This is a genomic window from Sphaerisporangium sp. NBC_01403 (assembly GCF_045040145.1).
GTDB classification, from domain to species: Bacteria; Actinomycetota; Actinomycetes; order Streptosporangiales; family Streptosporangiaceae; genus Sphaerisporangium; species Sphaerisporangium viridialbum.
On the sequence record NZ_CP109534.1, the window covers coordinates 7,570,045 to 7,596,631 of the forward strand.

Annotated in this window: 20 protein-coding genes; 11 read left to right on the forward strand and 9 right to left on the reverse strand. The window is 72.1% G+C overall.

Going from position 1 to position 26,587, the window contains the following annotated elements; genetic code table 11:
* Window positions 1-21 precede the first annotated feature (21 nt).
* Entirely contained in the window at window positions 22-1,785 is a 1,764-nt protein-coding gene (locus OG589_RS33850) for an ABC transporter ATP-binding protein (protein WP_405142210.1), read from the reverse strand.
* Window positions 1,786-1,876: 91 nt separating this feature from the next.
* Complete coding sequence (locus tag OG589_RS33855) at window positions 1,877-2,353, reverse strand: ATP-binding protein (RefSeq protein WP_405142211.1); 477 nt, start codon at window positions 2,351-2,353, stop codon at window positions 1,877-1,879.
* A gap of 739 nt (window positions 2,354-3,092) precedes the next feature.
* Here OG589_RS33855 and OG589_RS33860 point away from each other — a divergent pair.
* Window positions 3,093-3,914, forward strand: a complete 822-nt coding sequence (locus OG589_RS33860; RefSeq protein WP_405142212.1) for a Scr1 family TA system antitoxin-like transcriptional regulator — start codon at window positions 3,093-3,095, stop codon at window positions 3,912-3,914.
* Window positions 3,905-4,117: a DUF397 domain-containing protein gene (locus OG589_RS33865; protein WP_405142213.1), complete on the forward strand. Its 213-nt coding sequence runs from the start codon at window positions 3,905-3,907 to the stop codon at window positions 4,115-4,117. The genes OG589_RS33860 and OG589_RS33865 overlap by 10 nt, the downstream gene beginning before the upstream one ends.
* Window positions 4,118-4,202: 85 nt before the next feature.
* Here OG589_RS33865 and OG589_RS33870 read toward each other — a convergent pair whose 3' ends face one another.
* Window positions 4,203-5,036 carry a class I SAM-dependent methyltransferase gene (locus OG589_RS33870; RefSeq protein WP_405142214.1) on the reverse strand — a complete coding sequence of 278 codons (834 nt, stop codon included), beginning with the start codon at window positions 5,034-5,036 and terminating at the stop codon, window positions 4,203-4,205.
* 142 nt (window positions 5,037-5,178) lie between these two features.
* On the opposite strand from OG589_RS33870, the gene OG589_RS33875 reads away from it, so the two are divergent.
* Window positions 5,179-5,856, forward strand: a complete 678-nt coding sequence (locus OG589_RS33875; protein ID WP_405142215.1) for a winged helix-turn-helix transcriptional regulator — start codon at window positions 5,179-5,181, stop codon at window positions 5,854-5,856.
* Window positions 5,857-6,194: 338 nt separating this feature from the next.
* The gene (locus OG589_RS33880) at window positions 6,195-6,815 is read left to right on the forward strand and encodes a hypothetical protein (RefSeq protein ID WP_405142216.1); all 621 of its coding nucleotides are present in this window, start codon (window positions 6,195-6,197) and stop codon (window positions 6,813-6,815) included.
* A gap of 40 nt (window positions 6,816-6,855) precedes the next feature.
* Here the strand turns inward: OG589_RS33880 and OG589_RS33885 are convergent, their stop codons facing one another.
* From OG589_RS33885 to OG589_RS33905, 5 genes are all read right to left on the reverse strand, one after another.
* Entirely contained in the window at window positions 6,856-7,509 is a 654-nt protein-coding gene (locus OG589_RS33885; RefSeq protein WP_405142217.1) for a hypothetical protein, read from the reverse strand.
* A gap of 95 nt (window positions 7,510-7,604) precedes the next feature.
* Window positions 7,605-8,252 (reverse strand): Crp/Fnr family transcriptional regulator, encoded by a 648-nt coding sequence (locus OG589_RS33890; RefSeq protein WP_405142218.1) that lies wholly within the window; start codon window positions 8,250-8,252, stop codon window positions 7,605-7,607.
* Between the two features lie 164 nt (window positions 8,253-8,416).
* Window positions 8,417-11,332 carry a helix-turn-helix transcriptional regulator gene (locus OG589_RS33895; RefSeq protein WP_405142219.1) on the reverse strand — a complete coding sequence of 972 codons (2,916 nt, stop codon included), beginning with the start codon at window positions 11,330-11,332 and terminating at the stop codon, window positions 8,417-8,419.
* 99 nt (window positions 11,333-11,431) lie between these two features.
* On the reverse strand, window positions 11,432-11,635 hold the full coding sequence (locus tag OG589_RS33900; protein ID WP_405142220.1) for a hypothetical protein: 204 nt from the start codon (window positions 11,633-11,635) through the stop codon (window positions 11,432-11,434).
* Window positions 11,636-11,674: 39 nt separating this feature from the next.
* Window positions 11,675-14,665 carry a type 2 lanthipeptide synthetase LanM family protein gene (locus OG589_RS33905; RefSeq protein WP_405142221.1) on the reverse strand — a complete coding sequence of 997 codons (2,991 nt, stop codon included), beginning with the start codon at window positions 14,663-14,665 and terminating at the stop codon, window positions 11,675-11,677.
* Window positions 14,666-14,938: 273 nt separating this feature from the next.
* Here OG589_RS33905 and lanL point away from each other — a divergent pair, with 273 nt between their 5' ends.
* The 7 genes from lanL to OG589_RS33940 all read left to right on the forward strand — a co-directional run bounded on the left by lanL (window position 14,939) and on the right by OG589_RS33940 (window position 23,926).
* Complete coding sequence (gene lanL / locus OG589_RS33910) at window positions 14,939-17,644, forward strand: class IV lanthionine synthetase LanL (protein ID WP_405142222.1); 2,706 nt, start codon at window positions 14,939-14,941, stop codon at window positions 17,642-17,644.
* Complete coding sequence (locus OG589_RS33915) at window positions 17,641-19,392, forward strand: alpha/beta hydrolase family protein (protein WP_405142223.1); 1,752 nt, start codon at window positions 17,641-17,643, stop codon at window positions 19,390-19,392. Before lanL ends, OG589_RS33915 begins: the two co-directional genes overlap by 4 nt.
* A gap of 225 nt (window positions 19,393-19,617) precedes the next feature.
* Window positions 19,618-19,752: an ALQxL family class IV lanthipeptide gene (locus OG589_RS33920; RefSeq protein WP_405142224.1), complete on the forward strand. Its 135-nt coding sequence runs from the start codon at window positions 19,618-19,620 to the stop codon at window positions 19,750-19,752.
* A gap of 33 nt (window positions 19,753-19,785) precedes the next feature.
* A complete protein-coding gene (locus OG589_RS33925) occupies window positions 19,786-19,929 on the forward strand; it encodes a hypothetical protein (protein ID WP_405142225.1) in 144 nt (47 codons plus the stop codon).
* Between the two features lie 44 nt (window positions 19,930-19,973).
* Entirely contained in the window at window positions 19,974-20,099 is a 126-nt protein-coding gene (locus OG589_RS33930; protein WP_405142226.1) for a hypothetical protein, read from the forward strand.
* A 384-nt stretch (window positions 20,100-20,483) separates the two neighbouring features.
* Window positions 20,484-22,184, forward strand: coding sequence for an ABC transporter ATP-binding protein (locus OG589_RS33935; protein WP_405142227.1), 1,701 nt, complete (start codon window positions 20,484-20,486; stop codon window positions 22,182-22,184).
* A complete protein-coding gene (locus tag OG589_RS33940) occupies window positions 22,181-23,926 on the forward strand; it encodes an ABC transporter ATP-binding protein (RefSeq protein ID WP_405142229.1) in 1,746 nt (581 codons plus the stop codon). Before OG589_RS33935 ends, OG589_RS33940 begins: the two co-directional genes overlap by 4 nt.
* A 102-nt stretch (window positions 23,927-24,028) precedes the next feature.
* Here the strand turns inward: OG589_RS33940 and OG589_RS33945 are convergent, their stop codons facing one another.
* On the reverse strand, window positions 24,029-26,527 hold the full coding sequence (locus OG589_RS33945) for an SCO7613 C-terminal domain-containing membrane protein (RefSeq protein WP_405142230.1): 2,499 nt from the start codon (window positions 26,525-26,527) through the stop codon (window positions 24,029-24,031).
* Between the last annotated feature and the right edge of the window lie 60 nt (window positions 26,528-26,587).

The window sequence follows — 26,587 nt, forward strand, 5'->3', positions numbered from 1 at the left end:
CAATCCGTTTTCCGGCCGCCCTCATCCGAGCTGGGCGGCCTGGAGTCCCGAGTAGAGGCCGCGCCGCCGGACCAGCTCGTCGTGCGTGCCGACCTCGGCGACGCGGCCGTCCTCCATGACGACGATGCGGTCCGCCGTACGGATGGTCGACAGGCGGTGGGCCACCACGAAGACCGTGCGACCGGCGACCAGCCGCGCCAGCGCCTGCTGGATGAGCGCCTCGGACCTGGTGTCGAGCGCGGACGTCGCCTCGTCGAGGATGAGCACCCGGGGGTCGCGGATGAGCGCGCGGGCGATCGCGAGGCGCTGCTTCTGCCCCCCGGACAGCCGCGCGCCGCGCTCGCCCACGACCGTGTCGAGCCCGTCGGGAAGCCGGTCGACGAACTCCAGCGCGTTGGCGTCCCGCAGGGCGATCCTGAGCGTCTCGTCGGAGACGTCCCGCATGCCGTACAGGACGTTGTCCCGGATGCTCCCCTCGAACAGGATCGACTCCTGGGGCACGACCGAGACGAACCGGCGGTAGGTGCGCAGGTCGAGCGTCTCCATGTCGCGGCCGTCCAGCAGGATACGTCCCGAGGTGGGCCGCAGGAAGCCGATGACCAGGTTGAGTATGGTCGACTTGCCCGCGCCCGAGGCCCCGACGAGCGCCACGGTCTCACCCGGCGAAACGGTCAGGTTGAAGTCGCGGACCGCCTGCCGGTTCCCCTCGTACGCGTAGGTCACGTCCTGGAACTCCACCACGCCGCGGACGGAGTCGATCTCGGCCTTGCCCGCGTTGTTCTCCAGGTCGGGCGCCTGAAGGACCTCGCCGATGGAGCGTACGGCTTCCAGGCCCTTGCTGATCACCGGGGTCAGGCTCATCAGCGTGGTCACCGAGGAGGTCAGCGTCGCGAAGAACGTGCTCAGCATCACCACGTCGCCCGGGGTGATGGGCAGAACCTGGTAGTACGCGACCCACGCCGACGTGGCGAGGAAGCCGACGCCGAGGGCGTTGAGGGTGATCCACGCCAGCGCGCCGAACCGCCCGTTGAGCAGATCGAGCCGCAGGCCCGTGCGGAGCACCTTGGACAGCGTCCCGTCGACCCGGTTGAGCGCGTCCTGCTCCAGGCCGTGCGCGCGGGTGATCGGAATGAGGTGGGTCATCTCGGTCACCCGCGAGGAGAGCTGCTCCACCTCCTGGCGGAAGCTCTCGTTGTTGGTGCGCAGCCGGTCCCGCATCCGCATCACCAGGAGGGCCGCCGTCGGGACGACGAGGAGGAAGACCGGCAGCGCGGCCGGCACCCGCACGGCGATCACGACCAGCCCGCCGCCGAGCATCCACAGCGCCGCCAGGCCCTGGTCGCCCGCCTGCTGGAGCATCTGCTCGACGCTCTCCACATCGCGGATGACCTTGGTCTGGAGCACCCCGGCGCTGACGCGGGAGTGGTAGCCGATGGAGAGCTGCTGCATGCGGCGGCACAGCGACGACCGCAGGCTCGTCCCCATCCGGCGGATCGCCCCGCTGAGGTGGCGGACGTAGGCGAGGTGGAACGGGTAGTTCAGGATCAGGAGCACGAGCAGGACGCCGGTGTTGACCCACAGCTGCCAGATGGGCAGGTGCCCTACCACGACGTCGATGATGTTCGCGGTGATCAGCGGCAGCAGCCATGTCGGGCTGTGCTTGACCATGAACGCGCCGCACGCGATCGCGATGCTGTTCCGGTCCTCGCGGAACAGGTACGCCAGCGTCCGCAGAGGATGCTCGCCGCGATAGCGATGATCCAGGGCACCGTGCACGACGGCCACCTGAGCACCCCTCCCCGATACGTGATCACAAACCAGGACAAATCATCGCAGACCCTGGTGAACAATCGGGGTGCCAGGCTGGTTCATGTCGTCATCTCCGCTCGGTACGGCTCGCGCCCGCCGAACCAGCGCCTCCCGCGCGGCCCGCTTCGCTCAGGCGAGGTAGGCGAGGGGGAAGGCGCCAGCGGGCCCAGACGGTCTTGCCTTGGGTGCCGGGGAGCTGGGTGACGCCTGATTGGTGGGCGAGGGCTTCGACGATGGTCAGGCCGCGGCCGTGAACGGCTTCGAGGCTGAGGTGGAGGTGGCGGGGCTGTTCGGGGCCGTGATCGGTGACCTGGAGGTGGAGCTCGCCGGTCCCGGCGCTCAGGGTGAGCCGTACCGGAGGTTCGCCGTAGGTGATCGCGTTGGCGAGAAGCTCGCCTGCCACCAGGACGACGTCGTCGGCGAGATGCCGGAGGGCCCAGGCGGTGAGGATCTCGTTGACCATGCCCCGGGTCTTGCCGACCATCGACAGATCGTGGGGCACGTCCCAGCAGACGCGACGCGAGCCGTCCGGCATGTTGAGCATGGTCACTCCTCGGGGGGGCGGTGGGGGTGTGTGTACGGGCGGGTGTGGTCGGTCACGGCGATCGCCTGGGTGCGCGCCGGCTGGTCACCCGCCGAGGCGAGCCCCGTTTCATGTGCGGCCGTTCGTCACAGGCTTCGGGTGAGGTGTACGGGCCGGCCCCGTTGCCCTCAGGGAGGGGACAGTCCTCCTAGGGCCGTCCTGCACGTTGACAGCGGTTGTACGGGGCGTCCCCCGTTACCCCCGGGAGGGCGGGGTTACCCCCGGTAGGGCGGGGTGATTCTGCGGGGCCGTGCTGGTCTTCACTGCGCCGCAGACGCCTGTCGTGTACGGCGCCGGGTCGGCGAGTCGTGGGGCGGTGAAGTCGGCGCCGTGTACGGCGGGCGGCCCGGCGCACGTAGGTGGATCGCGACCACGAACCGGCTTTCCAACCGGTGACAAGCCGGTATCCGCGAGATACGTCGATCACCCATGAGGGCTACACCTCCTTGTGGCTCGACCTTCATTTCTGACCTCTCTTATCCGGACATATCCGGTGATTCTTGTGATGGCAACAGAGGCGCACTTCGATAGGTAGGCGCAAGCTCCTCGTACGGATTCCCGATTTCCCGAATCCCCTCACAGGGTGCCTTCACCCGGCTACGTTTTGAAGCGAAATCCCAGGCACACCACTGAGACAGTTTGTGTCTTGGGTGTGCCATTTCCGTGGCCGCGCAGTCTTCCCTCGCCGGACGGAGCCAAAATGTCCATGTTGTTGGAGCACGACCCAGCCGAGAAGCCCCTAGCCGTTTTCGGTGCCGAGCTTCGCGAGCGCCGCAGACGGGCTGATGTCACTCAAGGGCGGCTGGCCGAAATAACGCAGTTCAGCCGGAGTCTGCTGGGCTTCGTCGAACGAGGCGAGCGCACGCCCAGCCGTAACCTGGCACAACGGTGCGACGACGCCCTAGAGGCAGGAGGGGAGATCGTCCGCCTGTGGGCACAGCTCACCCGCGACGCAAGCCCTCGGTGGTTCCGTGGATGGCTCGACATAGAACAGGAGGCTCACACGCTCCACACGTGGGAACCGTTGGTCATTCCAGGTCTGCTCCAGACCGAAGAGTACGCGCGAATGGTCATTCGCGGCGAAGCCGGAATAACCGCCGCGCAGGTCGAGAAGGCTGTGGTCACTCGTTTGGAACGCCAGGAAATATTCATTCGCGACTCCCCGCCGATGCTCTGGGCTGTGATAGATCAGGGAGTGCTGGCGCGGCCGATCGGCGGCAAAGAGGTCATGCGACGCCAGGTCCAGCGACTTCTGGAAGCGGCCGAGTCCCCGCATATCGGCATCCAAGTCGTGCCTACAGCTCTCGGCGTCACTACGGGGCTGCTGGGAGGATTCGTCATCGCGCAACTTCCGGATAGTCCGGATACCGTGTACATCGAATCCGCGACTCACGGGCACGTGTCAAACCGCCCTGAAGACGTCAAAATGGTTCAGAGCAGCTACGACACTGTACGAGCTCAGGCACAGCCGCACTCTGTGTCGATCGACTTGATCAGGGAGGCCGAGAAGCTATGGACCTGAGTGACGAGCTGCAGAAAGCGGCCTGGCGCAAGGCCGCCAAGAGCGGGCCCAACCAGGGAAACTGCCTGGAGGTCGCGCCGCTGTCCGGTGGTCGGGTGGGGTTGCGGGACACCGAGGCTCCCGAGCGAGCGCCCTTCGTGGTGAGCGCCGGTGTCTGGGACGCCTTCATCGACGGTGCCAAGAAGGGCGAGTTCGACTTCTGACCCCGACCCTCGGAAGCACGGGAAGCCCTCGGCCGCGGCCGAGGGCTTCCCGGTGCACGAACCGGGCCTCTGTGGTTTCTGGCCGTCAGTCGTGCTTGCGTGCCGTGAGCAGGAGGTATTCCCACTCCATCACTGTCTTGTCCTCTCCTCGCAGATGATGGCGGGCCAGTTCGGTGAGGTCGTGGTCCAGTGCGGCGACCCGGTCGGGGTCCCCGGCGATCCCTCGGTAGACGGCGACGGTCGGGCCGTAGTTGGCCTTGAAGTAGTCGCGGAACTCGCCGGGATGAGCGAACCGATCGATCGTGACCGTCTGCCGACGCGCGACGACATCGGTGACCGAGCCCCCGAGCAGCTCACGGACGTGGTCTTCGCTACCCCATAGCGGAGGAGGTTGCACGCCGGGCGGAGGCGCGGGCGCGTACGGCTTCATCGTCGCGAACATCTGGCCGATGAACCCCTCGGGAGTCCAGCTGAGCAGGCCGATCGTCCCGCCCGGCCGGCAGACCCTGATCAGCTCGCGGGCGGCGGCCTTGTGGTGGGGAGCGAACATGACCCCGACACAGGACAGGACCGTGTCGAACTCGCCGTCGGCGTACGGCAGAGCCTCCGCGTCGGCCTGCCGCCACTCGACCTCCGCACCGCGCCGCGCGGCCAAGGCCCGTCCCGACTCCAGCAGTTCCGGGGTCAGGTCGCTTGCCACCACGCTCGCCCCCGCCAGCGCCGCGGGAATGGCGGCATTGCCCGACCCGGCGGCCACGTCCAGCACCCGGTCCCCACGTCCCACCCCGCACGCCTCGACGAGGATCGCGCCCAGATCGGGGATGATCTCGGCGGCGACCGCGGGATAGTCGCCCAGAGCCCACATGTCGCGATGCTTGGCTTTCAGGACACGGTCGGCCTCTACGCTCTGTACGTTCATCTGCTTCTCCCTCGTCGTCATCCCCCGGTGGTCTGGGGTCGACGGTAAGAAAGGAGAAGTCCGCTATCTAGTACACGATCTGTACTGGAACCCGGACTCGGTGGTCAGTGTTCGCGTCGGCCGCCGAACCTAGACTGCGGGCATGGGCTCCTCGTATCACCAGTTCTGCCCGGTCGCCAAGGCCATGGAATTACTCGACGACCGCTGGACGCTGCTCGTCATCCGCGAACTGGTGTGCGGGACCGAGCGTTTCAACGAGTTGCGTCGCGGTCTGCCGCGTATGTCTCCCACGCTGCTGTCCCGACGGCTGTACCAGCTCACACGTGCCGGCATCGTGCACAGGCGTGTCGAGGACAACGATGTGCGATACGTCCTGACCCAGGCCGGCCACGAGCTGCGGCCGGTGGTCGAGGCGCTCGCCTCCTGGGGCATCCGCTGGATCGGAGAGCTGGGCGACGAGGATCTGGACCCGAAGCTGCTGCTGTGGGACATGCACCGCAACGTCGACCAGACCGCCGTTCCGGACGGGCGGACGGTCATCCAGTTCCAATTCCCGGACGTGCCACCTACGAGTCGCCACTGGTGGCTCGTGATCACACGTGAGGAGGTCGACGTCTGCGACACAGACCCCGGCCACGCCGTGACCGTGACGGTTACCGCCGACCTGCGCAGCATGACCGAGGTCTGGCGCGGCGACCTGGGTTGGTCGGATGCGCTGGGCACCCACGCGGTCGAGGTGCACGGTCCCGAAGCGCTACGCCGCGCCGTGCCCCGGTGGTTCAAACTCCCCCTATGGGCTTCCGTACCTCGGCCTGCCTAGGCTCACCCCTCCCGCCCGCCATCGGTCAAGGACGCGGTGACCTGCCACTAGGTGAGACCGCGCCAACGTTCCGGGCCGTCGGGCGTCATCATCAGGCCGAAGAGCGCGACTCGGTGAGTATGCGTTCGTGGGTGGACGACCTGACCCTGAGTTCGAGTTGGCGAACAGTGCCGCGGCCTCGAAGCGGAGCCGCTCCTGTTCGGCGCGTTGCCCCAGCGGTCAGACCGCCACCCTCGGCATATCGCAATATCTCTGGCATACCAAAGACGCCGTCAGCCGTCAGCAACCGCACTTCGTCGCAACTTCCGCAGTAAACCTCAGCTACTAAGGAGTCAGCGGTGAGAGTAAGCAAGGGGTCACTGGCCATCGGCGCGGTAATAGGGCTGTTCGTCGGCTGGTCGGGTGTGGCGGTCGCCACAGTTGCGGCCGAAAGCGACGAGATCATCGCATGCGTGAACGGCAATGGCACGGTGCGTATCCCGCAGAGGCCAAACCCCACCCCCACATCGACGTCTCCGCAGTCGCTCGCGGTGGTTCCCACCGGCAGCCCCACCCCCCTTCCGGGAGGCTGCATGGCCGGGGAGAAGGAGATCTCCTGGAACAGGACGGGACCGGAAGGACCCACTGGACCATCGGGGGCGGTGGGACCCGCTGGGCCGAAGGGCGAGGCGGGCATCTCCGGACTGCAGATGGTCGAGCGCACCGTCACGATCGGCGCCCACCAGCAGGGAGATGCCGTAGTGACCTGTCCGGAGGGCAAGCTGCCCCTCAGCGGGGGGTACGCCTACGGGCGTGCCGACCACTGGAACCTCGAAGACAACATGCTGGTGGGCTACACGGGCTTGAGCCTGGACCCATCAACCGGCAAGCTGCGGAACACCTGGGGTTATCGGGCCACCAACCCCAACAATTGGCCCGTCACTGTCCACACGACCGCTCTATGCGCGGTCCTGTCCTGATCCACCGGCATTCAGGAGACAAGGATCTGGTGCAGGTTCCTTAATGCACGCCTTCCTGGGGTGCGGGTGGAGCCGCCTGCTCTGGGGCCTGGGACGGCCGGGGGACGTACAGCCAGGCCGGGTGGTCGAACTTCTTCACCCGCGCCCGGACCTTCGTGAAGCGGGACGGATCCAGGCTCGTCCGCCCTTCCTCCACGTACCTGCTGAACGCCTCCGACGAGATGATCGCCGCGACGAAGGTGACGTCGGGGTCGCTGTCGCACAGCGCGTCTATCAGCGGCTCGCAGTTGAGCAGCCGGTGGATGTCGTTCACCGCCCGCGCGATGCCCGTCGTGACCGAGCCGTCCTCCTGCAGCGACCCCACATGCACCGCCGCCCGCAGCCGCAACCGGGGGCCATGGTCCTGCTCGAAGACCCTCTGGTCGGTGCGCGCCAGCTCGTCCTGCAGGTTGTCGAGGAAAGGGTGGACGAGCAGGGGAAGCGTCTCCACGGGGAGCAGGGCGACCAGCTCGTCCCCCGGCCTCTGCAACAGCGACACCGACTCCCACGGCTCGCTCAGCGAGCTGCGCTCACAGGCGTTCGTCAGGGCCGTGTGGATCTCGTGGTGGACGAACGGAAGCAGGGCATCTGGCTGCTGGCCGTAACCCGACGCGTCCACCGTCAGAAGCGCGCGGTACGGGCTCATCTCGGACATTGAAGATCCTCCTGTCATCTGGGGCACACTGTGCGATACCGAATGGCAGCCATCTGTCGGAAACCAGACATTGGCCCGATTTGGGAATGCAAGCGTCACCCACCGGCAAGCTCGCGGAGCGCACGGACATCAGTGACGACGATCCGGCGCCTCGCCGTGACGATCAAACCCTGTTCTCTCAGCCGCGCGAGCTCGGCCGCGACCGTACTGCGAGACAGCCCGGTCGCCTGCCCTAGCTCGGTCTGGTCGAGGCCCACGTCCACCGAGACGCGGGCGTCCGTCAGCGGAACGCCGAGCCTCATCAGAGCGTGCGCGATGCGCTGCCCGGCGGGCAACGCCGCCAGCTCGGCGCGCAGCTCCTCCCCCTCACGTATCCGCCTCATGGCATGGCGCAGCAGCTCGCCCTCCAGCCCGAGCGAACGGACGAGCCCGACGAACCGGGCCGCCGGAATCGACCGCGTCTCGCACCTGTCTATCGCCGTCACCGTGGCCGAACGGTCGTCGTCCCCGAGGACCGCCATCTCGCCGAGCAGCTCGCCCGGGCCGCGTACGGCGAGCACCAGCACGGTGCCGTCGGCGGCCACCCTGGACACCCGGACGCGACCGGCAAGGAGCAGCAGCACATGCGTCGCCGTGTCACCCTGGCGAAGCACCGTCGAACCCGGCTCGTACGTCCGCGGCACACCCGCCGAGACCAGACTCCCCCACGCCTCCGGGGAGACGACCCCGGCAAGACCATCCACCACCTCATCTTGTGCGGGCACACGGTACCCGGCAACACGATCTCCGCTTCTACGGCTAAGGAGATGTCCTCGACGGCACGGCCGGGGGCCGACGCCGCTGACTACTGCCGACGCCGCTGACTACTACCGCTGTATCTGTCCCGCGTCGCCGGTGGTCCTTGCGGTTAGTGAAGGTCGGCCGCGTAGAGGGCCAGGTCGACGCGGTTGGGGTGCCCGGTCTTCGCGAGGAGGCTCGCGACGTGCTTCTCGACAGTGCGGGGGGACAGGTGCAGGCGGTGGGCGATGTCGTGGTTGGTGTGGCGGTCGATGAGCAGTTCGAGCACCTGGTACTCACGCACGGTGACGCCCTGCTTGCGGAGTTCGGCCGGGATGCGGTCATGGCCGGTGCGGCGTTGCGCCACGGTGATGCCCGCCTTGCGGAGCAACCCTCTGCACGCGGCCGCGACGGCGGGGACGTCGACCTTGTGGAAGTACTCCTCGGCGGTGTGCAGCCAGGTCACCGGGTCGCCCCAGCCGTCGGCGAGGGCGGCCTCGGCGACGAGCCTGAGCCCGAGGTGGCCGGCCATGGGGTACGGGGCCGCGGCCCGCATCCCTTCCGCGACCGCCGAGGCGGCGGCGTCGTGGCGGCCTGACCTGCCGAGGAGGACCGCCTGCGTCAGGTGGAGGAACTGCCGGTTCCATCGCAGCTCCGCCGCTGCATCGCCGGCCACGGCCTCGTACTCCGCGAGGTCCGTGGCGGATCGCAGCGCCGCGAGCAACGGCCGCAGACCGTAGCGCCCCGTCAGGAAGAAGACCGGCGGGTTGTCCTCCTCCCAGGCCCACGCCAGGTCGAGCTCGTCGATCGCCCGTTGCCTGTCCTCCTCAAGGAGGGCGCACGTCGCCTGGCAGAAACCGGAGACGAGCGGGGCCTGCTGGGTGCGCGCGCCGCCCAGCCGGCCGAACTCACCGAGCATGAACTCCATCTCCTGCCGCCTGGCCTGGTGGGCGGCGGCGGCCGCGGCGGTCAGCACCGCGAACTGGTGGTCGTCGGCGTTGCGCAGCCGGGCGGTGGCCGCCGCGCAACGATCGGCGAGCGCCCGCGCCACGTCGAACTCGGCGTGCATGACCGCTCGTATCGCGAAGACCGCGTCGATGCTGTACCCGAGCATGATCGCGCCCGTCTGCCTGGCCGCCTGCTGGGCCTGTTCGAGGCGGACCTGCTCGCCCGTGCGCATGCTCTCGTTGACCCCGAGCCGGAACAGCGCGTTGATCTGCCACATGCGGAGATCATGTTGTTCCGCGACGGCGAGCATGCGGCGCAGATGGGCGTCCGCCTCGTCGAAGCCGCGCTGCCGGGCGATCATGGCCAGCAGTTGCAGCGCCTGGCAGGCCACCTCGGGCAGCCCCGCCTCCATGGCGGACGTGACGGCGTGGCGGGCGAGTCGCTCCGCCTCGACGGCGCGGTCGTGGCCCAGGCCGTCGTTCAGGATCAGGTGGGCCTCGACCACGTCGATGCGGGCGATGAGCCCCGGCTCCGGCGCGGATCCGAGCACGGCGCGCGCGGTCTTCACCGAGGCCGCGCCCTCGGCCCAGCGTCCGGTCACGACGGCGACCCAGGCCAGCCTGGCGTGCAGCGCCACGTGCGGTTCCGCGCTCAGCGTCGCGACGTTGGCCCAGGTGGCCCGGGCGGCCACGGAGAAGGCCCGGTCGGCCTGGCCCGCCTCGGCCAGGGCCTGGAGGAATGATTCGAGTATCCGGGCGCGGTCGTCGGCGCAGGTACCGTCGGCGAGCTCGTAGGAACGTTCGAGAAGGGTCGCCGCGGACGCGGTGGCGCCCGTGGCCAGGGCACGCCTGCCCGCCTCCGCCAGCAGCAGCGCGGCGGCGTGCGCGTCGCCGGCCGTCAGGCGTAGTCCCGCCACGAACTGGCACCAGTCGTCCGGCAGCCCGGGGTGCGCGGCGCTGATGGCATCGGCCGCCCGCCGGGCCAGCGAGGCGCGTTCCGCCGCGGGGAGCACCGCCAGCAGCGCGTCGGCGATCAGGGAGTGGCGGAAGGCGTACCAGTCGGGCACGGCCGGATCGGGAACCAGGAGCTGGGCGTCGACGCCGGCGCGCAGGTGGCCGAAGAGCACGCGTTCGTCGAGCCCGAGGACGGCGCGGACGGCCTCCAGGGGGAACTGGCGTCCGAGCACGGCGGCCAGGTGCAGCACCTCCTGCGTCTCGGGGCCGAGACCCGTCGCCCGTTGCGCGACGCCGCGGGTGACGTTCGAGGGCACGTCGTTGCCGGGCGCCGCGGTCAGGCGCCACGCGCTGCCGTCCCGGACCAGGACACGCCGGTCGAGCAGGTCGCCGAGCAGTTCCTCGACCATGAAGGGGATGCCGTCGGCGTCGCGGGTGAGCCGGTCGGAGACGGGGCCTGGCAGTGCGCCGGCCTCGATGCCGAGGCAGGCGGCGGCAAGAGCCCTCACGTGCTCCGTGCCGAGGGGGCGCAGGGTGACGGCCGTCGCGGCCCGCCGGACGACCGCGGCGCGGCTCACGTCCCCCGCGGCGTGCGAGCCAGGTTGCAGGGTGGCGAGCAGGAGGGCCGGCTGGTCGGCGAGGTTGTCGGCGAGGTACTCGGCGACGGCCAGGGTCTCGGCGTCGGCGTCGTGCAGGTCGTCGAGGATCAGGAGGCAGCCGCGGTCGCGGCCGACGACCGCGAGCAGGCGGAGCACGGCCTCCGCGAGCACGATCACCGACTCCCCTGTGCCGGGTGCCGCGTGCTCGCGCCAGTCGGGGACGAGCCGGCCGAGAGCGGGGCGGTAGGGCGCGAGATCGGGGTCGTCGAGCGGTATGCCGCCCGCGCGGGGCAGCGAGAGCAGCGCCTCGGTGACCGCCCGGAACGGCACCGCCGGGCCGACCGCGCTCCCGCGACCGCGCAGCACCACCATGCCCTTCTCCGCGGCGTGCTGGGCGCTCTCTCCCACGAGCCGTGTCTTGCCGATGCCGGCGTCTCCGAGGACGAAGACGGTGTCACCGCGCCGGTCGCGGGCGGCGGCCAGCCGATCGCCGATCAATTCCAGCTCGTCATCACGACCGACAAGGACAGGTGAGAAAACGCGCATGATCCGAGGCTTGATCAGGGAGGTTGACGAACGATCGATTCGCGATTGCATCCGCGCGACGAGGGCGCCGGGTGACGGCCCGGCGCCCTCGTCACCAGATCACATGAACACGGTTGAATGGGTGCTGTTACCCGGGTCCACCGTGGTGCCGCCCCCCAGCCCGATCGCCCCGGCGAGCAGCCCCGCTCGAAGCGTCGCGCGCCTCAGCACGCTGATCTTGATCTCCCCCGCGGGGTGCTCCCCCGCGTTCGCGTCGTCGGCACCGCGCTCGGCCGTCGACGGAACGGCATCACTGTTCTCCATACTGCCTTCTCCCCCTTTAGGAACATGGGCGCCCGATCTTCAGGTGCCCCTCTGACGCCCCGGTGCCCGAAGAAGCAGCACCGAGGGAACTTGGTGCGGCGCGCCCAGCCTGAGCAGCGCGAACCCGATTCCGGCGAGGCCGTGCAACAGGCCGGGGCCGGCGACGTCGGCGGTGCCGCATCTCGGGCCGTACCTCTCCAGGGCCGCCAGCAGGGCGCCCCCCTGCTGGAGCAGCGCGATCACGGCCGGCGTGCGCCCGCGTTCCGCCGCGACCGCGAGCAGGTCGAGACGGCCCGCCTCGCCGTGGCACAGGCTGTGGTCGGGCAGCAGCCCCCCTCGTGGGATGCCGGTGACGACCCGGTCGACGAGCGCGGAGATCGCGGGGTCGGCGAGCAGCGCGGGGCTGTCGGCGAGGGCCAGGGCCACGCCGGGAGCGCCACGGCACCAGGATGGTGCCGAGGTGAGGCTCGCAGCCGAGCCGGTCTCCAGCTCAGAAGCCGAGCGGGTCACCAGCTCAGATGCCGAGCCGGTCAGTAGCTCAGAAGCCGAGCGGGTGAGCAGCTCGCGGCCGTGCTCGGCGTAGCGGTCACCGCCGCCGGACGCGGCGAACCGCAGCAGCGCCCAGCCGGCACCGGCCGTTCCCGCGGCGAAGCCGGAGGGGAGGCCGGAGGTGGCGGGGTGCGCGAGCAGGCGGTCCGCGCAGGCCGTGGCCGTACGCCGCGCGGCGGGCGACCCGGTGAGCTCGTGAACGGAGAGCATCGCCGCGAGGCATCCCGCGCTGCCGTCGGCGACGCCGAGATCGTCGTCGGTCTCCACGGCCAGGGCGGCGAGCCGTACGGCGGTCTCGGCACAGTCGGACAGAACCGCGTCGTCCAGCAGATCGGCCAGTCGCGCGAGCGCGTAGGCGATCCCCCCGAATCCGGAGAAACCACCACAGCCGATGGCCGGGACATGTTCAGGCCGGGCGGCCAGGGCGGCGAGCAGATCGGGCAACGGCGCAAGTGCCCGGCGGGCCGCGGTGGCGTACCGCTGGATCCCGGTCACGTGGGCCAGCTCGGTGAGGAACAGGGCGGTGCCGCTGTAGCCGGTGGCCAGTCCCGCGCCGAGCGGCATGAGCGTCCACCGGTGTCCGCCCGCGGGTTCGAGCCCCAGCCAGTTGACCCGTGTGCCGTCCCGGTAGCCACGGCCGATGATCTGGTCCGCCAGGCCACACGCCGCGGCGAGCAGACGCCAGCGATCGGGGACGGCGCCTGACGGGACGGTCCGGACCGGCTCTCCGCTCTCGTGGCCGGCGTCGGCACGGCGCGTCGAGAGCGAGGCCCTGATGATCCATTCCTGGTCGCACCGGTCGCTCGGGCCCATGCTCTGGATCTTCAGGATGGTCGCGTCGAGGGCGGACCTCCTGAGCACTCCCTTCACGACCTCGCCCGACCCGGTCCACAGGTCCCGGCTCCCCGGCCGGGTGCCGAACAGCGGCACGTCGCCGTTCCACAGCTCGGTGAGCTCGTGGCCGAGCGTCAGGTCGTGCACGGGTTCGGCGGTCGCCGGGGCGAGGTAGTCCAGCACACGGTCCCGCTCCACCCCGTCGCGCAGCACGTCGGGATGGGTCGACTCGTCGAGGAGCGACGCGTACACGTGGGTCGGCCGCGTCAGCACGCGCACCTCGTCGTCCGCGAACCGGTGCAGCAGGCCGCGCGGGCCGGCGAGATCGGCGCGGTGCGCGACGATCGCGTCGTACGCGGCCCGGAACCCCGACAGCAGAGCGTCACGGTGGTCGGCCGGGTCCGGCGAGTCCCCGTCGAGCCTCGGCCGGTTGGCTCCGCCGGTGAACCGGGCGGGCCGGCGCACCAGCCTCATCTCGTCTGTGCCCGGCGCGTCCCACTCCACGACGTCGACGGGGAACACGGCGCTGTGGTCGCCGCCGAGCCCGGACATGTCGGCCGCCCCTCGATCGCCGACCAGGGACAACGGCAGCAGCATGGTCTCCATCACCGACGCGGACAGGGCCGCGGCGGCGGGATCGGTCACCGTGGAAAGCGCCGGGTGCAGCAGCGTCTCCACGTCGACGGGAACCGGCTGGTCCGCGCAGGCGATCACGTTCTCGTAGTGCATGTCGGTGCCGTTGAGGGCGTACAGCAGGGCGAGCAGGGCGCCCTGCCGGTGGTAGAACCGCTCGACGTCGGCCGGCCTCTCGCAGGGCCGAGGGTGGACGAACTCCGCCCAGCCGTACGCCGACCGGTCGACAAGGGCGACGGTGCGCAGCCCGAGCCCAGGCACCAGGGAGTTGAGCCAGCGGACGACGTCGTTGAAGTGCTCGTGCACGGCGACGGCGCGCGGCTTGTACACGGCGCGTGCCCCGGTGGCGAAGTGCAGCACGGCCACGGCACGGCCGCCCCTGTGACGGTCGCCGGACTCGGCGAGGCGGGTGAGAGGGCCGGGATCCCGGCCGCCGAGCAGCCGGTCCACGATCGCACCGCGGTCGGCGGTGAAGCGTTCCAGCAGCTCGGCGGTGGCGTCGACGGCCTGCCCGCTCATCCGCGCCAGCAGCCGGGCGAGCACGGGGTACTCGGACATCAGGCCGGTGAGACCCGAGGGGGTCGAGTGCAGGCGTACGAAGTCGGCGAACCGCTGCTCGGGCGTGGCCCCGCCGAGCCGGCCTGCCTTCCTGGCCCGGTGGAGTTCGAGGACCAGCGTACGGCTCGCCGTACGGACCAGCCGGGCGCTCAGCTGCTGGACGAAGGCGTCGAGGACGGCCTCGACCTCCACCGTGCCCCGCGAGGGCGGCAGCCGTTCGGCCAGCTCGCGCTCGGCGTGCGCGGCGAACGGCCGCACGATCGACCCGAAGCCGTCCGGAGCCGTCCGAGCGCCGGGGTCCATTGCCAGCACCCGCTCCGTGACGGTGGCCCACTCGGGCGCCTCGGCCGCGTCGGGGGCGACCGGCGACACGGCACGCTCGGCGAGGTTGAGACCGGGCGTCCACCAGGCGGGTGCGATCACCGGTGACGGGGCGAGAGTCGGCGTTCCGGGCATGGCGACGACTGTGCCAGGCCGCGATCAGCCGGACATGGGTGCTGAGTACCCATATTTGCGCTCGACCCGCTGACCAGCGCACTTCCACCGCCCAGCCGGTGAACCGCCGAGCCGCCGGGTGATCCGGGCGCCGGGCGGTCACGGCCGCCGCCCCTACCCGCTCGCCGCCACGCCCCCGCCGCAAACCGGGTGGAGCGTACGGATGTGCCCCGGTGGTCCCGCCGGACAGCCTTACCCCTGTTCGACGGACACGAAAGAACTCTGGGGGGCGTCATGGTCAGCGCGGCAGCCGAATCTCAACCGGACGACGGGTTCCCGCTCGCGGAAGTGGTACGCACGATCCTCGACCGCGAGGACGCGGACGGCTGGGTCACGCGGGACCGCGACGTGTGGTGCGCGGTCGAACCGCACGGGTACCGCTACCGCACGCAGGGCTGGAAGCTGCACGTGTCGACGACGGCGCTGGCGGCCCCACTGGTGCTGCGGCGTGCCGCACAGGTGCTCGTGCGCCACGGCTGCGCCTTCAAGTTCGCCCCCACCCTCGCCCGCGTGCTGGAACTCGGCGGCGCGCACACCCCGCGCGGCGGCGCGGGCAAGTTCATCACGGCCTACCCGCTCGACGACGACCATTTCCGCCGCGTCGCCGCCGGCCTGCACGAGGCCACCGTGGGCCTTCCCGGCCCGCAGATCCTGTCCGACCGGCCGTACCTGCCCGGCAGCCTCGTGCACTACCGGTACGGCGCGTTCCGCGGGCTCCCCCAGCGCGACGACGACGGGCGGATCAGGCACGTGATCGTCTCCCCGGCCGGCGATCTCGTCGAGGACCGGCGCGATCCGTGGTTCACCCCGCCGCCGTGGGCGACCGCGCCCCTGCCTGACCCCGCGAAACCGCCCGCGGGCGACGCGCCGGAAGCGGTGCTCCTCGACGGCCGGTTCAAGGTCTACGAGGCGATCCGGCACGCCAACCGCGGCGGCGTGTACCTCGCCACCGACACCGAGACGGGCGCCACCGTGGTCGTCAAGCAGGCCCGGCGGCACGTGGACTCCGGGCTCTCCGGCAACGACGTGCAGGACCGCCTGCGCTACGAGGCGGAGGTGCTGGCCGATCTCGCCGGCCTCGGCGTCACCCCGCGTCCGGTGAAGCTGTTCCGGCAGGACGACGACCTCTTCCTCGCCGAGGAACAGGTCACGGGATCCACCTTCGCCGCCTGGAGCCACGAGCAGATCTCGCACAACGGCCTGGACACGCTCGAACCGGCCTGGCCGGTGGTGCTCGACATGGCGCGCCGCCTGACCGGCGCCCTCGAACGCGTGCACGGCGCGGGGTACGCGCTGCGCGACTTCACGGCGACCAACGTCATCGTCGAACCCGGCGGCGAGGTCCGCGTGATCGACCTGGAGATGGCGGCCAGGCCCGGCGATCTCGTCCAGCCCGCCTACACCCCGGGGTTCGCCGCGCCGGAACAGATCGACGCCATGCGGCCCGGACCGGCCCCCGACTTCGCGGTCGACAGATACGCGCTCGGCGCGCTGCTGTTCTCGCTGCTGACCGGGGGCACCCCGCCCGCGTCCTCGTACGACGTCGTGGACGGCAGGCCGCGACATCCCGGCGCCGGCCCCGCGGAGGAGCTGGTCAGGATCGCCGCGGTGACCAACGGCGCGGTGCGGCGGCTGCGGCCGCTGCTGCTCGGGCTGCTCGCGGACGATTCCGGCGCGCGCTGGTCTCTGCGCCGCGTGCGTGACTTCCTCCGGGACGTCGACCCGCCCGCCGCCCCGCCGGCCCGCGTCGGCGACGCCCGCGTGCCGGCCGCCCGGCACGAGTCGGTGCTGCGCGACGGGCTCGCGTTCGTCGCCGAGACGATGACCCCTGACAAGGCCCGGCTGTGGCACTACGACGCGGACAGCGACCCGCTCAACGTCCAGCACGGCGCGGCCGGCACGCTGGGGGTGCTCGCCCGCGCCCACACCCTGCTCGGCGGTGGCCTGGAAGACCCGCTGCGGCGCGCCGCCGGGTGGATCCGCGACAGGCTCGCGGGCGACGACCGCGTCCTGCCCGGCCTGTACTTCGGCCGCTCCGGTGCCGCGTGGGCGCTGCACGACGCCGCCCGGGCGCTCGACGACGACGATCTGGCCGCCGTGGCGCTCGCCCAGGCCAAGGCCGTGCCGCTGGTCTGGCCGAACCCGGACGTGTGCCACGGCGCTGCCGGAGCCGGCCTCACCCAGCTTCACCTGTGGCGGGCCACCGGCGTGGAGACCTTCCGCGAGCGCGCCCTGACCTGCGCCGACGGGCTGGCCGCCGCCGTGACCCGCCGCGACGGCGGCGTGTACTGGCCGATCCCCGCGAGCCTCCGCTCGGAGTTGGCCGGCGCCACCCACTACGGCTTCGCACACGGCGTCGCCGGGATCGGGACGTTCCTGCTCACCGCCGGGGCGGCCGGCGGACGCGCGGACCTTGTCGCGCTCGCCGTCGAGGCCGGCGCCACCCTCGCGGGGCTGGCCGTCCGAGAGGACGGGGCCGCGTGGTGGCCCGCGGGTCCGCACGACGCGACTCCTCTCGCGCACTGGTGCAGCGGCTCCTCGGGCATCGGCACCTTCCTGCTGCGCCTCGCGACCGTCACCGGTGAGGACCGCTTCGCCGGGCTCGCGCGCGAGGCCGCGGTGGCCGTGTACCGCAACCGCTGGCGGGCACTTCCCGCCGCCTGCCACGGCCTCGCCGGAGACGCCGACTTCCTGCTGGACCTGGCCGAGGCACTCGACGAGCCCCGCTATCGGGACCAGGCCGCGGAGCTCGCCTCCTGCGCGCTCGCCCGTCCCGTACGCCAGGCGGGCCGCCTGCTCGTCGCCGACGCGCCGGGCCGAGGGGTCAGCGCCAGCTACAACACCGGGCTGAGCGGGCTGCTCGCGCTGCTGACGCGGCTGCACCACGGTGGCCCGCGCATGTGGCTCCCCGCGATCCCGCAAGGAGAGGGAGCCAGGTGACCGCGCCCACGATCGCTCCGGCCACCGCCCTGGTGGACCGCATGCGCTTCCGTACCGCGTTCCAGGCCTCGCCCGACGGACGGACGGTGACCTGCCTGACGGCCCCGTACGGCGAGGAGCGGCTCGCCCTCGAAGTCCGGCGGCTGCCCGGCGGCAGGTGGCGGCTGCTCAGCGACGACGAGACCGCCTACACCCGTGCCGTGCCCGTGGCGGGGGACCAGATCGCCGTGTTGCGCGGCGCACCGGGCGACTACCGCCTGCACCTGCTGTCCCCGGCCGCCGACCGGCACGTGCGGACCCTGGACTGGACGTCGGCCAAGTTGCTGGCGGCACCACCCAGGCAGGTCCTCGCGTACGCCGTGGTCTTCGACGACGCGCTGGTCAGGAGCCACCTGTTCCTGGTGCTCCCCCACGAGCCGTGGGTGAGTCACGTCGCGACCGTCGAGGGGATGCTCGCCGGCGGCTTCCCGCTCGACACCGCCGGGCGCCGCCTCGGCATGACCCACCTCACCGGCGACACCGCTCGGCCGGTCGCCGTGGACACGCTGGGCGGCGACGTCACGCCGCTGCCGGGCGCGTCCGCACAGGCACGCGAGCACCTGCTGCTCGCCTCGCCGGTCAGCGGTCGCCTCGTGCTCGCCAGCGACGCCCCCGGCCACTTCGGCGTCGCCTGCGCCACGCCGGGCGGCGACGTCACCTTCCCCGCCGGGCTCAACGCCATCGACGGCACCGTGGCCCCGATCGCGATCGACCCCACCGGGGAACGTCTCGCGCTGCGAGTGCAGCAGGGGGCGACCAGCCGGCTGCTCGGCTACCACGTGGACACCGACCGGGCCGAGAGCCTCACGACTCCCGTGGGGATCATCAACCGGGAGGCCGTGTGGAACCCGGCGGGCCTGTACGTGTCGGTCAGCACGCCCACGATCCCCGGCGAGCTCGTGCGCGCCGGGGACCCCGCGACGCCCCGGCCCACGCCGTGGGTTCCCGGCCGCGCCGTCTGGCTGACCGGCGCCGGGGAACCGATGGAGGCCGTGGTGTACGGCGACGACTGGCGGCACGCCCGGCATCTGCTCATCGCGCTGCACGGCGGCCCGGAGGCGCACTGGCGGCTAGAGTTCGAGCCGCAGTTCCAGTGGTTCGCGCAGGCGGGCATCGCCGTCGTCGCCCCCAACCAGCGGGGCAGCACCGGCTACGGAGAGCCGTACCGTGCCCGCATCGACGGGGCCTGGGGCGGCGCCGACCTGGACGACGTCCACGCCCTAGCCCGCGACCTGGCCGAGGCCCGCGCCGGCGCCGGGCTCCCGCCGCCGATGCTGTACGGCGCGAGCTACGGGGCGTTCCTCGCGCTGCTGGCCGCGGCCACCGCCCCCGAGCTGTTCGGCAGGGTCGCCGTGGTCGCCCCCTTCCTGTCGGGACAGCGGCTGCACCGGCAGGCGTCGCACCCGACCCGGCGGCTCGTCGCGCGACTCGGCGGCGACCACGTGCACGTCGACGCGCTGGGCCCGCGCGATCTCGGCGACCTGCACCGGCGCCTGGCCGTCCCGTTGCACATCATCCACGGCACCGGCGACCAGGTGGTTCCGGTCGAGCAGTCCCGCGAGCTGGTCGGCCTCCTGCGCCGCGCCGGTCGCTCGGACGACCTCGACTACGTCGAGGTGCCCGGCGGCGGCCATTTCCCCATCGGCGAGCCGGGCGGCGCGGCGCTCGCCGACGCGATGATCCGGTTCCTCCTGCGGGACCCGGCCTGACCGCCTCAGACCTCCCCCGGCGAACCCGCCGGCGGGACCCGGCGACCGAAGAAAGGAGGTGAACACCATGACCTTCGACCTGGAGGCCCTGCAGCGGATGCCGCTGCGCGAGCCTGAGATGAAGGGGCTCGCCGCCGGCGAGTCGATCATCTCGATCATCGTCTGGACGATCTTCACCACGTGACCGGCACTCCGGCCACCGGACCGACAGAGGGGGTGAATGCCATGAACTTCGACGTCGACGCTCTCCAGCGACTGCCGCTGAGAGAGCCGGAGACCAGGGGGCTGGCCGCAAACGAGTCCCGCACGCTCACCGACATCATCTGGTGGACGATCTGCGGCGTGTACACCGCCAACTGACAAGCCCCGCTTGTCGATCGAGAGAGAACCGCCATGCGCTTCGACGTAGCGGAACTGCAGAGGCTGCCCGAGCACGCCGGCCACCAGACCGGCATGGCCCGGAAGCAGGTGAGCGAGGTGACCACGATCTTCCAGTGTCACTCGTCCACCGCGATCACGTCCACCGCGACGTGGTGAGCGCCACCACCGTCCGACGATCCGATCAGAAAGGACTGTTCACCATGAGCCTCGACACCGACGCCCTCCAGCGACTGCCCGAGCAGAACCCGGCGGCCAACGGCCTGCGGCCGCCGCCCACCTGGACCTGCACGATGTTCCTGACCGACCTGACCAGCACCTGGATGTAACACCCGCACGCACCGATCCAACGATCCGATCAGAAAGGACTGTTCACCATGAGCCTCGACACCGACGCCCTCCAGCGACTGCCCGAGCGGAACCCGGCGGCCGACGGGCTGATCCCGCCGCCCACCTTCACCTGGACCTGCACGTGGGTCTTCACCGGCTGGCTGTAAAACCCGCGATCGGAAAGGACCGTTCGTTATGAGTCTCGAAGCCGGCGCTCTGCGGCGTTCGCCCGAGCGGAACCCGGCGGGGTGAACGGCCTGGCGCCGTTCCCCACCTCCACTTTCGAGACTCTCCACACCACCACGATCAGGTCCTGAACCCGCACGCACCGGGCCGGGCACGTCATGACGTGCCCGGCCCGGTCACGCGCTTGGGAGAACTCCATGACCACTTCCTCCGTCACCGCCGGCGCCCTGGCCGGGCACCGCGGCCGAGGACTCGCCGCGATCACCGCGGTGGCCCTCGCCCGTACGGCGGTCACCCTCACCGGGCCGCTCGCCGTCGCCGCCGCCGTCGACGCCGCGCTCGCCGGGCGACCGACCGCCGGCCCGCTCCTCCAGCTCGGGGTTCTGTACGGCGCCGGGACGCTGCTCGCGATGGCGCAGGCGCGCATGATGGGCGGCTGGTCGGCCGGCACCATAGCCGACCTGCGGCGACGACTGGTCACCCACACCCTTTCCCTCACCAGCGGGCTTCAGCGCTTCGCGCCTGGCGACCTGACGAGCAGGCTGCTGACGGCCACCACCGAGACGGCGATGATCGGCCCCCTGGTGGTCACGGCCGTGACCACGACGCTCACCGCGCTCGGCGGCGGGCTGGTCCTGTGGTACATCGACGCCGTCACCGCCGTGGTACTGCTCCTCGGCGTCGGGCTGACGCTGCTGCTGGTCCGCCGGTTCGTCTCCGCCACCACCACGCTGGCCGGCGACTACCAGAAGGCGCAGGGCGACCTCGCCGCCCGGCTCGCCGACGTCATGGCGGGCGTCCGCACTGTACGGGCCTGCGGGATGGTCGACCGGGAGAAACACCGGGTGCTCCAGCCACTGCCCCGCATGGCGGAGGCGGGCCGGGCGATGTGGCGGATGCAGCGCTCCGTGCTGTTCCATCTCGACCTGATCATCCCGGCCCTGCGCATGCTCACCCTGGGCATCGCAGGGTACGGCGTCGCCGCCGGACGCGTGTCCCCCGGGCAGCTCCTCGCCGCCGTCGCCTACGCGGGCCTCGCGTTACAGGGCATCGCCCTGGTCGAGGTGATGCTCGGCATAGCCCGCGCCCGCGCCGGCTCCGGTCGCCTCGGCGAGGTGCTCTCCACCGAGCCGCCCGACCGCTCGGGAACCGCCACCCTGCCGGCCGTACGAGCCGACGTGGAGTTCCGCGACATCACGGTCCTCGTCGACGGCACCCCGGTGCTCGACCGGCTCGATCTCACCGTTCCCGCGGGCACGAGCGTCGCCGTCGTCGGCCGGTCGGGCTCCGGCAAGTCGGCCCTCGTCGCGCTCGTCGGGCGCCTGCGCGACCCGGACCACGGCACCGTGCTCCTCGACGGTGTGCCCGTCTCCGCGATCGGGCCCGCCGAGCTGCGACGCCTGGTGGCCTACGCGTTCGCCCACCCCCACCTGCTCGGCGCCTCCGTGCACGACGGCCTGACCTACGGGCTCGGGCCGGTGGACAGAGCCGACGTCGTACGGGCGGCCGAGCGGGCCCGCATCGACGGCTGGGTCCGCCGGTCGTCCCGGGGTTACGACACACCGCTCGCCGACGCCCCGCGCTCCGGCGGCGAGGCACAGCGGCTCGGGCTGGCGCGCGCGCTGATCCGCGACGCCGACGTGACCGTGCTCGACGACGCCACCTCCAGCCTCGACACCGTGACCGAGGCCGAGGTCAGCACCGCCATCGACGCGGCTCTGGCCGGGCGCACCCGGTTCTTCGTCGCCCACCGCGCCGCCATGGCGGCCCGCTGCGACCTGGTCGCCTGGCTGCACGAAGGGAAGATCCGCGCCCTGGCGCCGCACGAGGAGCTGTGGACCCTGCCCGAGTACCGCGCGCTGTTCCAGCCCGCCGAGTCCGACGGGGAGACCTCATGATGACCGGCACGCTCCGCCGGCTCGTACCGGATCTGATCGGCTATGCCCGCCCGATCCACCGGCTCGTACCAGATCTGACCGGCTATGCCCGACCGCTCCGCTGGATCGCCTGGTGGTCCGCCGTCGAGGCCCTGCCCGCGCTCGCCTCCGGGATTCTCGTGGCCCAGGCTCTCGACCGGGGCTTCCTGGTGGGGCGTCCGATGGCAGGGAGCGCCTGGCTGGCGCTGTTCGGCGCGGCGATGCTGCTCAAGGCCGCCGCGACCCGAGCCGTCACCCCGTACGTCGCGGACCTCGTCGAGCGGATCCGGGACGCCATCATGCGGTCGGTGGTCGGCGCGACGCTCGACCGTGTGGCCGCCGGTGTCGACCGGCCCGACCAGGCCGGTGTCGCCCGCCTCACCCAGCAGGTGGAGACGGTGCGCACCCTGCTCTCCGTACTGCTGCGCAGCGCCCGCCAGACCGTCACCGGGCTCCTCGCGGCGCTCGGCGGCCTCGCCACGCTCGCTCCCGGCGCCCTGCTCGTGATCCTCCCGCCCGTCGTCGCGTCGATGCTGCTCACCGTGCCGCTGCTGCGGCGCGTCGCCCGGCGGCAACGGGAGCTGATGCGCGCGGAGGAGCGGACCGCCGGGCACGTCGGCGACCTGTTCGGCGCCACGCGCGACATCACCGCGTGCGGCGCCCAGGCACGCGCCGACCGCGACGCCGCGGCCGTCATCGACCGGCAGGCGGCACTCAGCCGAGCGCTCGCCGGGCTCGACGCCGTACGGCCCGCCCTGGCCATGCTCGGCGGCCAGCTTCCGCTGGTCTTCCTGCTGATCGGCACGCCCACGCTTCTGCGGAACGGCATGACCGCCGGCGCCGTCGCGGGCGCCGTCACCTACGTCTCGACCACGCTGGAACCGGCCCTGCGGGCGGGGCTGGAGACCGTCGCCTCCTGGGGCACACGGCTGGCCGCGGTCCTCGGGCGGCTCTCCGACCTGGTGACCCACGCGCCCGTACGTCCGGGCGCCCCGGCCGATCACCGGGCCGACGGCACCGCGATCGAGCTCGCCGGGGTGGGCTACGCGTATGCTCCCGGCGCCGAACCCGTGATCGACGGCCTGCGTCTGAGCGTGCCGGAAGGAGGCCATCTGGCGATCGTCGGTCCGAGCGGTGCGGGCAAGTCGACCCTGGCCGACCTCCTCACCGGCGTGTGCAGCCCCGGCACCGGGCACGTGCTGCTTGGCGGCGTTCCCGTCGCGGATCTGCCGCGCGGCGTGATCGTTCTCGTCTCCCAGGACGCGTACGTGTTCGCCGGGACGGTGAGGGAGAACCTCACCTGCCTCGCCCCCGCGGTGGACGAGGCCCGCCTGTGGGAGGCCGCCGGCGTCACCGGGCTCGCGGCCGTCGTCCACAGGCTGGGCGGGCTCGACGCGGAGCTGGGCGCCGGGGGTTCGCCGCTGTCCGCGGGAGAGAAGCAGCTCGTGGAGCTCACCCGCGCCTACCTCGCGCCCGCGCCGGTGGTGATCCTCGACGAGGCCACGGCCCACCTCGACCCCGTGGCGGAAGCCCGCGTCGAGGCCGCCTTCCGGGCCAGGCCCGGCACGCTGATCGTCATCGCCCACCGCATCTCCTCGGCCCGCCGCGCCGACCGCATCCTCGTACTCGGCAGGCCGGGCCCCGATCTCGGCACCCACGACGAACTGCTGGCCGGATGCGACATGTACCAGTCCCTCGTCGGCCACTGGACCACGTCCGCTTAGCCTCGCCCTCACGCCGCCCCCTCTCGCGGCATCCGGAACCGTGCGCGCGGCCGTCGCGCACATCCGGCGAACGCGCCACTGACCCCGCCCGAAGGTGAGGGGTCAGTCCATCGTGGCCAGGGTGCCCCGCAACCGTCGCAGGTCCCGCTTGCGCGCTTCGTACGTCGCCCCGAGCACCACGAGGAGCAGCCCGCCCACCGCGATCGGCACCCAGCGCGGCACCGCGAGCAACATCTCCGACACGTACGGGGCGAGTTCCCGCACCGCGACCCCGGCGAGCACGACGCCTCCGATCATCGTGGGCGCCTGGAGCCGGAACCGGGCTCCGGCGAGCAGCACCGCCAGCGCCAGCACGCCGAGCACCATCGACCGCCGCCATTCCGTGTCCGCGTAGACCGCCACCAGGCTCGGCAGCATCGTGGAGGAGAGCCCGGCACCGTAGGCCGCCCACGACGAAACGTGCGTGCTCCGCCGCCGCCACCAGCCGAATCCCAGCAGGACCAGCGAGCACGGCACCGTGTACGCCTCGACGACGGTGACCTCGCCGGCCCACAGCCGCAACCACGAGGCCAGGAGCAGCAGGGCGGTGCCCGTGTACCTGAGCCCGTCCCGGCCGGACCGGCCCGCCCACAGCGACCTGCCCAGCAGGAGCACCCCGGCCACCGCGCACCCCACGCTCGCGGCCACCCTGACCTGCAGCCCCACCGCCAGTCCCACCGCGACCGCTTCCAGGCCGAGGAACAGCACGGCGACGCCCAGCCCCCACATCCGCAATGCCGTCACCCTGGCCGCCAGCGCCACGGCGGCGGCCACCACCGCCAGGATCGGCAGCGCGATCAGGGTCGCGGTCCTGCCGCCGAACGCGTACGCCGCCGCCTCCACCGAGGCCAGACCGGCGGTGAGCGCGCAGGCCACCGCCCACCAGGGCGTCCGGCCCAGCGTGGCGGACACCGCCGGCACCGCGACCAGCGCCACCTGCACCGCCACCGCCGCCGGGTAGGCCATCGCGAGGGCATCGGGCGCGACCGCGACCATGAGCGCCCCGGACGCCAGCGCGCCGATCACCGCCGCCTTCACCGGCCACCCGCCGTTTCCGCGTACGGCAGGCACCAGGAGGCAGGCCGCGAGGACGCCGAGCGCCACCACGTCCACCGGCGACGTCACCCCGGTCGGCCACAAGCCGCCGTCCCAGGTGCCCGTCCAGAGCGTGTCGAACCAGGCCAGCGGCGCCGCGAGGGTGACCACGACCCAGGGCAGGAGCGTAAGCGCCGTCAGCAGCGCCACCAGCCCGCCGGTGACCATGCCCGCCGACCGTACCCTGCGCCAGGGCAGCCAGGTGGCGGCGAGCACCACCACGAGCGCCGGAACCAGGTACGCCAGCGGGCTCCAGTCCAGGCTGAGCATGCCCAGCGCCGACTTCGCGGGCGCGGCCAGTGCGGCGATCAGCGCGAGCGAGGTTCCCACTGTGACCAGGGAGGCCAAGACCTGCCCCTCGGTCCTGCCCCGTCCGGCCAGGCTCCACGCCACGAACGCGCCGAGCAGCACCAGCCCGGCCAGCGGCGCCGACCTGCCCACCGCCTGCCCGACGGAGCCGGCGTCGAGCGCGTACGGCGCGCCGCCCAGCAGTGCGAGGGTCGCGACCGCGCTACCGCAGAGCACGGCCGTCGTCCACGCCGGGCCGTACCCCGCCCGGACGTACCCCGCCCGCTCATACTCCGCCCGCTCGTACCCCGCCCGGACGTACCGCACCCGCTCATACCCCGCCCGGACGTACCGCACCAGGGCGACGTCCAGCGCCGCCGTGGCCACCAGCATGGCCAGCACCCAGGTCGCCGACGCGTCTCCGGCCAGCAGCGGAAGGACCGGCTGCGCCAGCACCACGGCGACCGGGACGGGCCCACGAAGCGGCACGACCCGGGCATAGACCACCAGGATCAGCGCGACGACCCCCAACACCCCGGCCGTGTAGTCCAGCATCTCGACGGCGTCGGCCCCGAGGAACCCCACCCGCCTGGCCGCGTAACCGTCCAGCAGCAACAGTGCGACCGTGAATCCGGCCACGGTCTCGGCCGTCGCGGTGAGCCCGCGCCTGACCAGCACCGCCGGTGCCAGCATGGCCAGCGCGGTGAACCCCGCCAGCACCCCCGCGCGCCCGCCGATGCCCAACCGCCCCCAGCTCACCACGGTGAACACCACCGCGGCCACCGTCAGCAGCAGCCCCCCGAGCACGAGCAGCACGTTCTGCACGGCCCCCGCCGAAACCTCCCGCGCCCGACCCTCACCACCCGCCCCCGAGTACGGCCCCGCCGCTCCAACCCCGACCGGCCCCTGCCCCGCCGCACCGCCTTGCCCCTGCCCCGCCGCACCGCCTTGCCCCTGCCCCGCCGCACCGCCTTGTCCCTGCCCCGCCGCATCGGCCTGCCCCCGGGCCGGCGCGCCGGCCTGCCCCCCGGCTTCCCCGCCGGCACGCCCTTGAGCCGTCGGGCCGACCGGTTCCCGGGCCGCCCGCGTGCGCCCGTCGCGCAGGATGCCCAGCAGTTCCTCGCGGCGGCCCAGCAGCCGGGTCTCCTGGATCCGCAGCCCGGCGAGCGCCTCGTCCACCCGCCACAGCTCGTGCGCGTCAGGTCCCCACAGTGGAAGCGCACACTCAGGGCACTTGGG

What these genes read in the sequence shown, in the direction of transcription:
- OG589_RS33855 (WP_405142211.1), bottom strand. Translation starts at nt 2,353, where the DNA reads ATGCTCAACATGCCGGACGGCTCGCGTCGCGTCTGCTGGGACGTGCCC.
- OG589_RS33860 (WP_405142212.1), top strand. Translation starts at nt 3,093, where the DNA reads ATGTCCATGTTGTTGGAGCACGACCCAGCCGAGAAGCCCCTAGCCGTT.
- OG589_RS33865 (WP_405142213.1), top strand. Translation starts at nt 3,905, where the DNA reads ATGGACCTGAGTGACGAGCTGCAGAAAGCGGCCTGGCGCAAGGCCGCC.
- OG589_RS33870 (WP_405142214.1), bottom strand. Translation starts at nt 5,036, where the DNA reads ATGAACGTACAGAGCGTAGAGGCCGACCGTGTCCTGAAAGCCAAGCAT.
- OG589_RS33875 (WP_405142215.1), top strand. Translation starts at nt 5,179, where the DNA reads ATGGGCTCCTCGTATCACCAGTTCTGCCCGGTCGCCAAGGCCATGGAA.
- OG589_RS33885 (WP_405142217.1), bottom strand. Translation starts at nt 7,509, where the DNA reads ATGTCCGAGATGAGCCCGTACCGCGCGCTTCTGACGGTGGACGCGTCG.
- OG589_RS33895 (WP_405142219.1), bottom strand. Translation starts at nt 11,332, where the DNA reads ATGCGCGTTTTCTCACCTGTCCTTGTCGGTCGTGATGACGAGCTGGAA.
- OG589_RS33900 (WP_405142220.1), bottom strand. Translation starts at nt 11,635, where the DNA reads ATGGAGAACAGTGATGCCGTTCCGTCGACGGCCGAGCGCGGTGCCGAC.
- OG589_RS33905 (WP_405142221.1), bottom strand. Translation starts at nt 14,665, where the DNA reads ATGCCCGGAACGCCGACTCTCGCCCCGTCACCGGTGATCGCACCCGCC.
- lanL (WP_405142222.1), top strand. Translation starts at nt 14,939, where the DNA reads ATGGTCAGCGCGGCAGCCGAATCTCAACCGGACGACGGGTTCCCGCTC.
- OG589_RS33920 (WP_405142224.1), top strand. Translation starts at nt 19,618, where the DNA reads ATGAACTTCGACGTCGACGCTCTCCAGCGACTGCCGCTGAGAGAGCCG.
- OG589_RS33925 (WP_405142225.1), top strand. Translation starts at nt 19,786, where the DNA reads ATGCGCTTCGACGTAGCGGAACTGCAGAGGCTGCCCGAGCACGCCGGC.
- OG589_RS33930 (WP_405142226.1), top strand. Translation starts at nt 19,974, where the DNA reads ATGAGCCTCGACACCGACGCCCTCCAGCGACTGCCCGAGCAGAACCCG.
- OG589_RS33935 (WP_405142227.1), top strand. Translation starts at nt 20,484, where the DNA reads ATGACCACTTCCTCCGTCACCGCCGGCGCCCTGGCCGGGCACCGCGGC.
- OG589_RS33940 (WP_405142229.1), top strand. Translation starts at nt 22,181, where the DNA reads ATGATGACCGGCACGCTCCGCCGGCTCGTACCGGATCTGATCGGCTAT.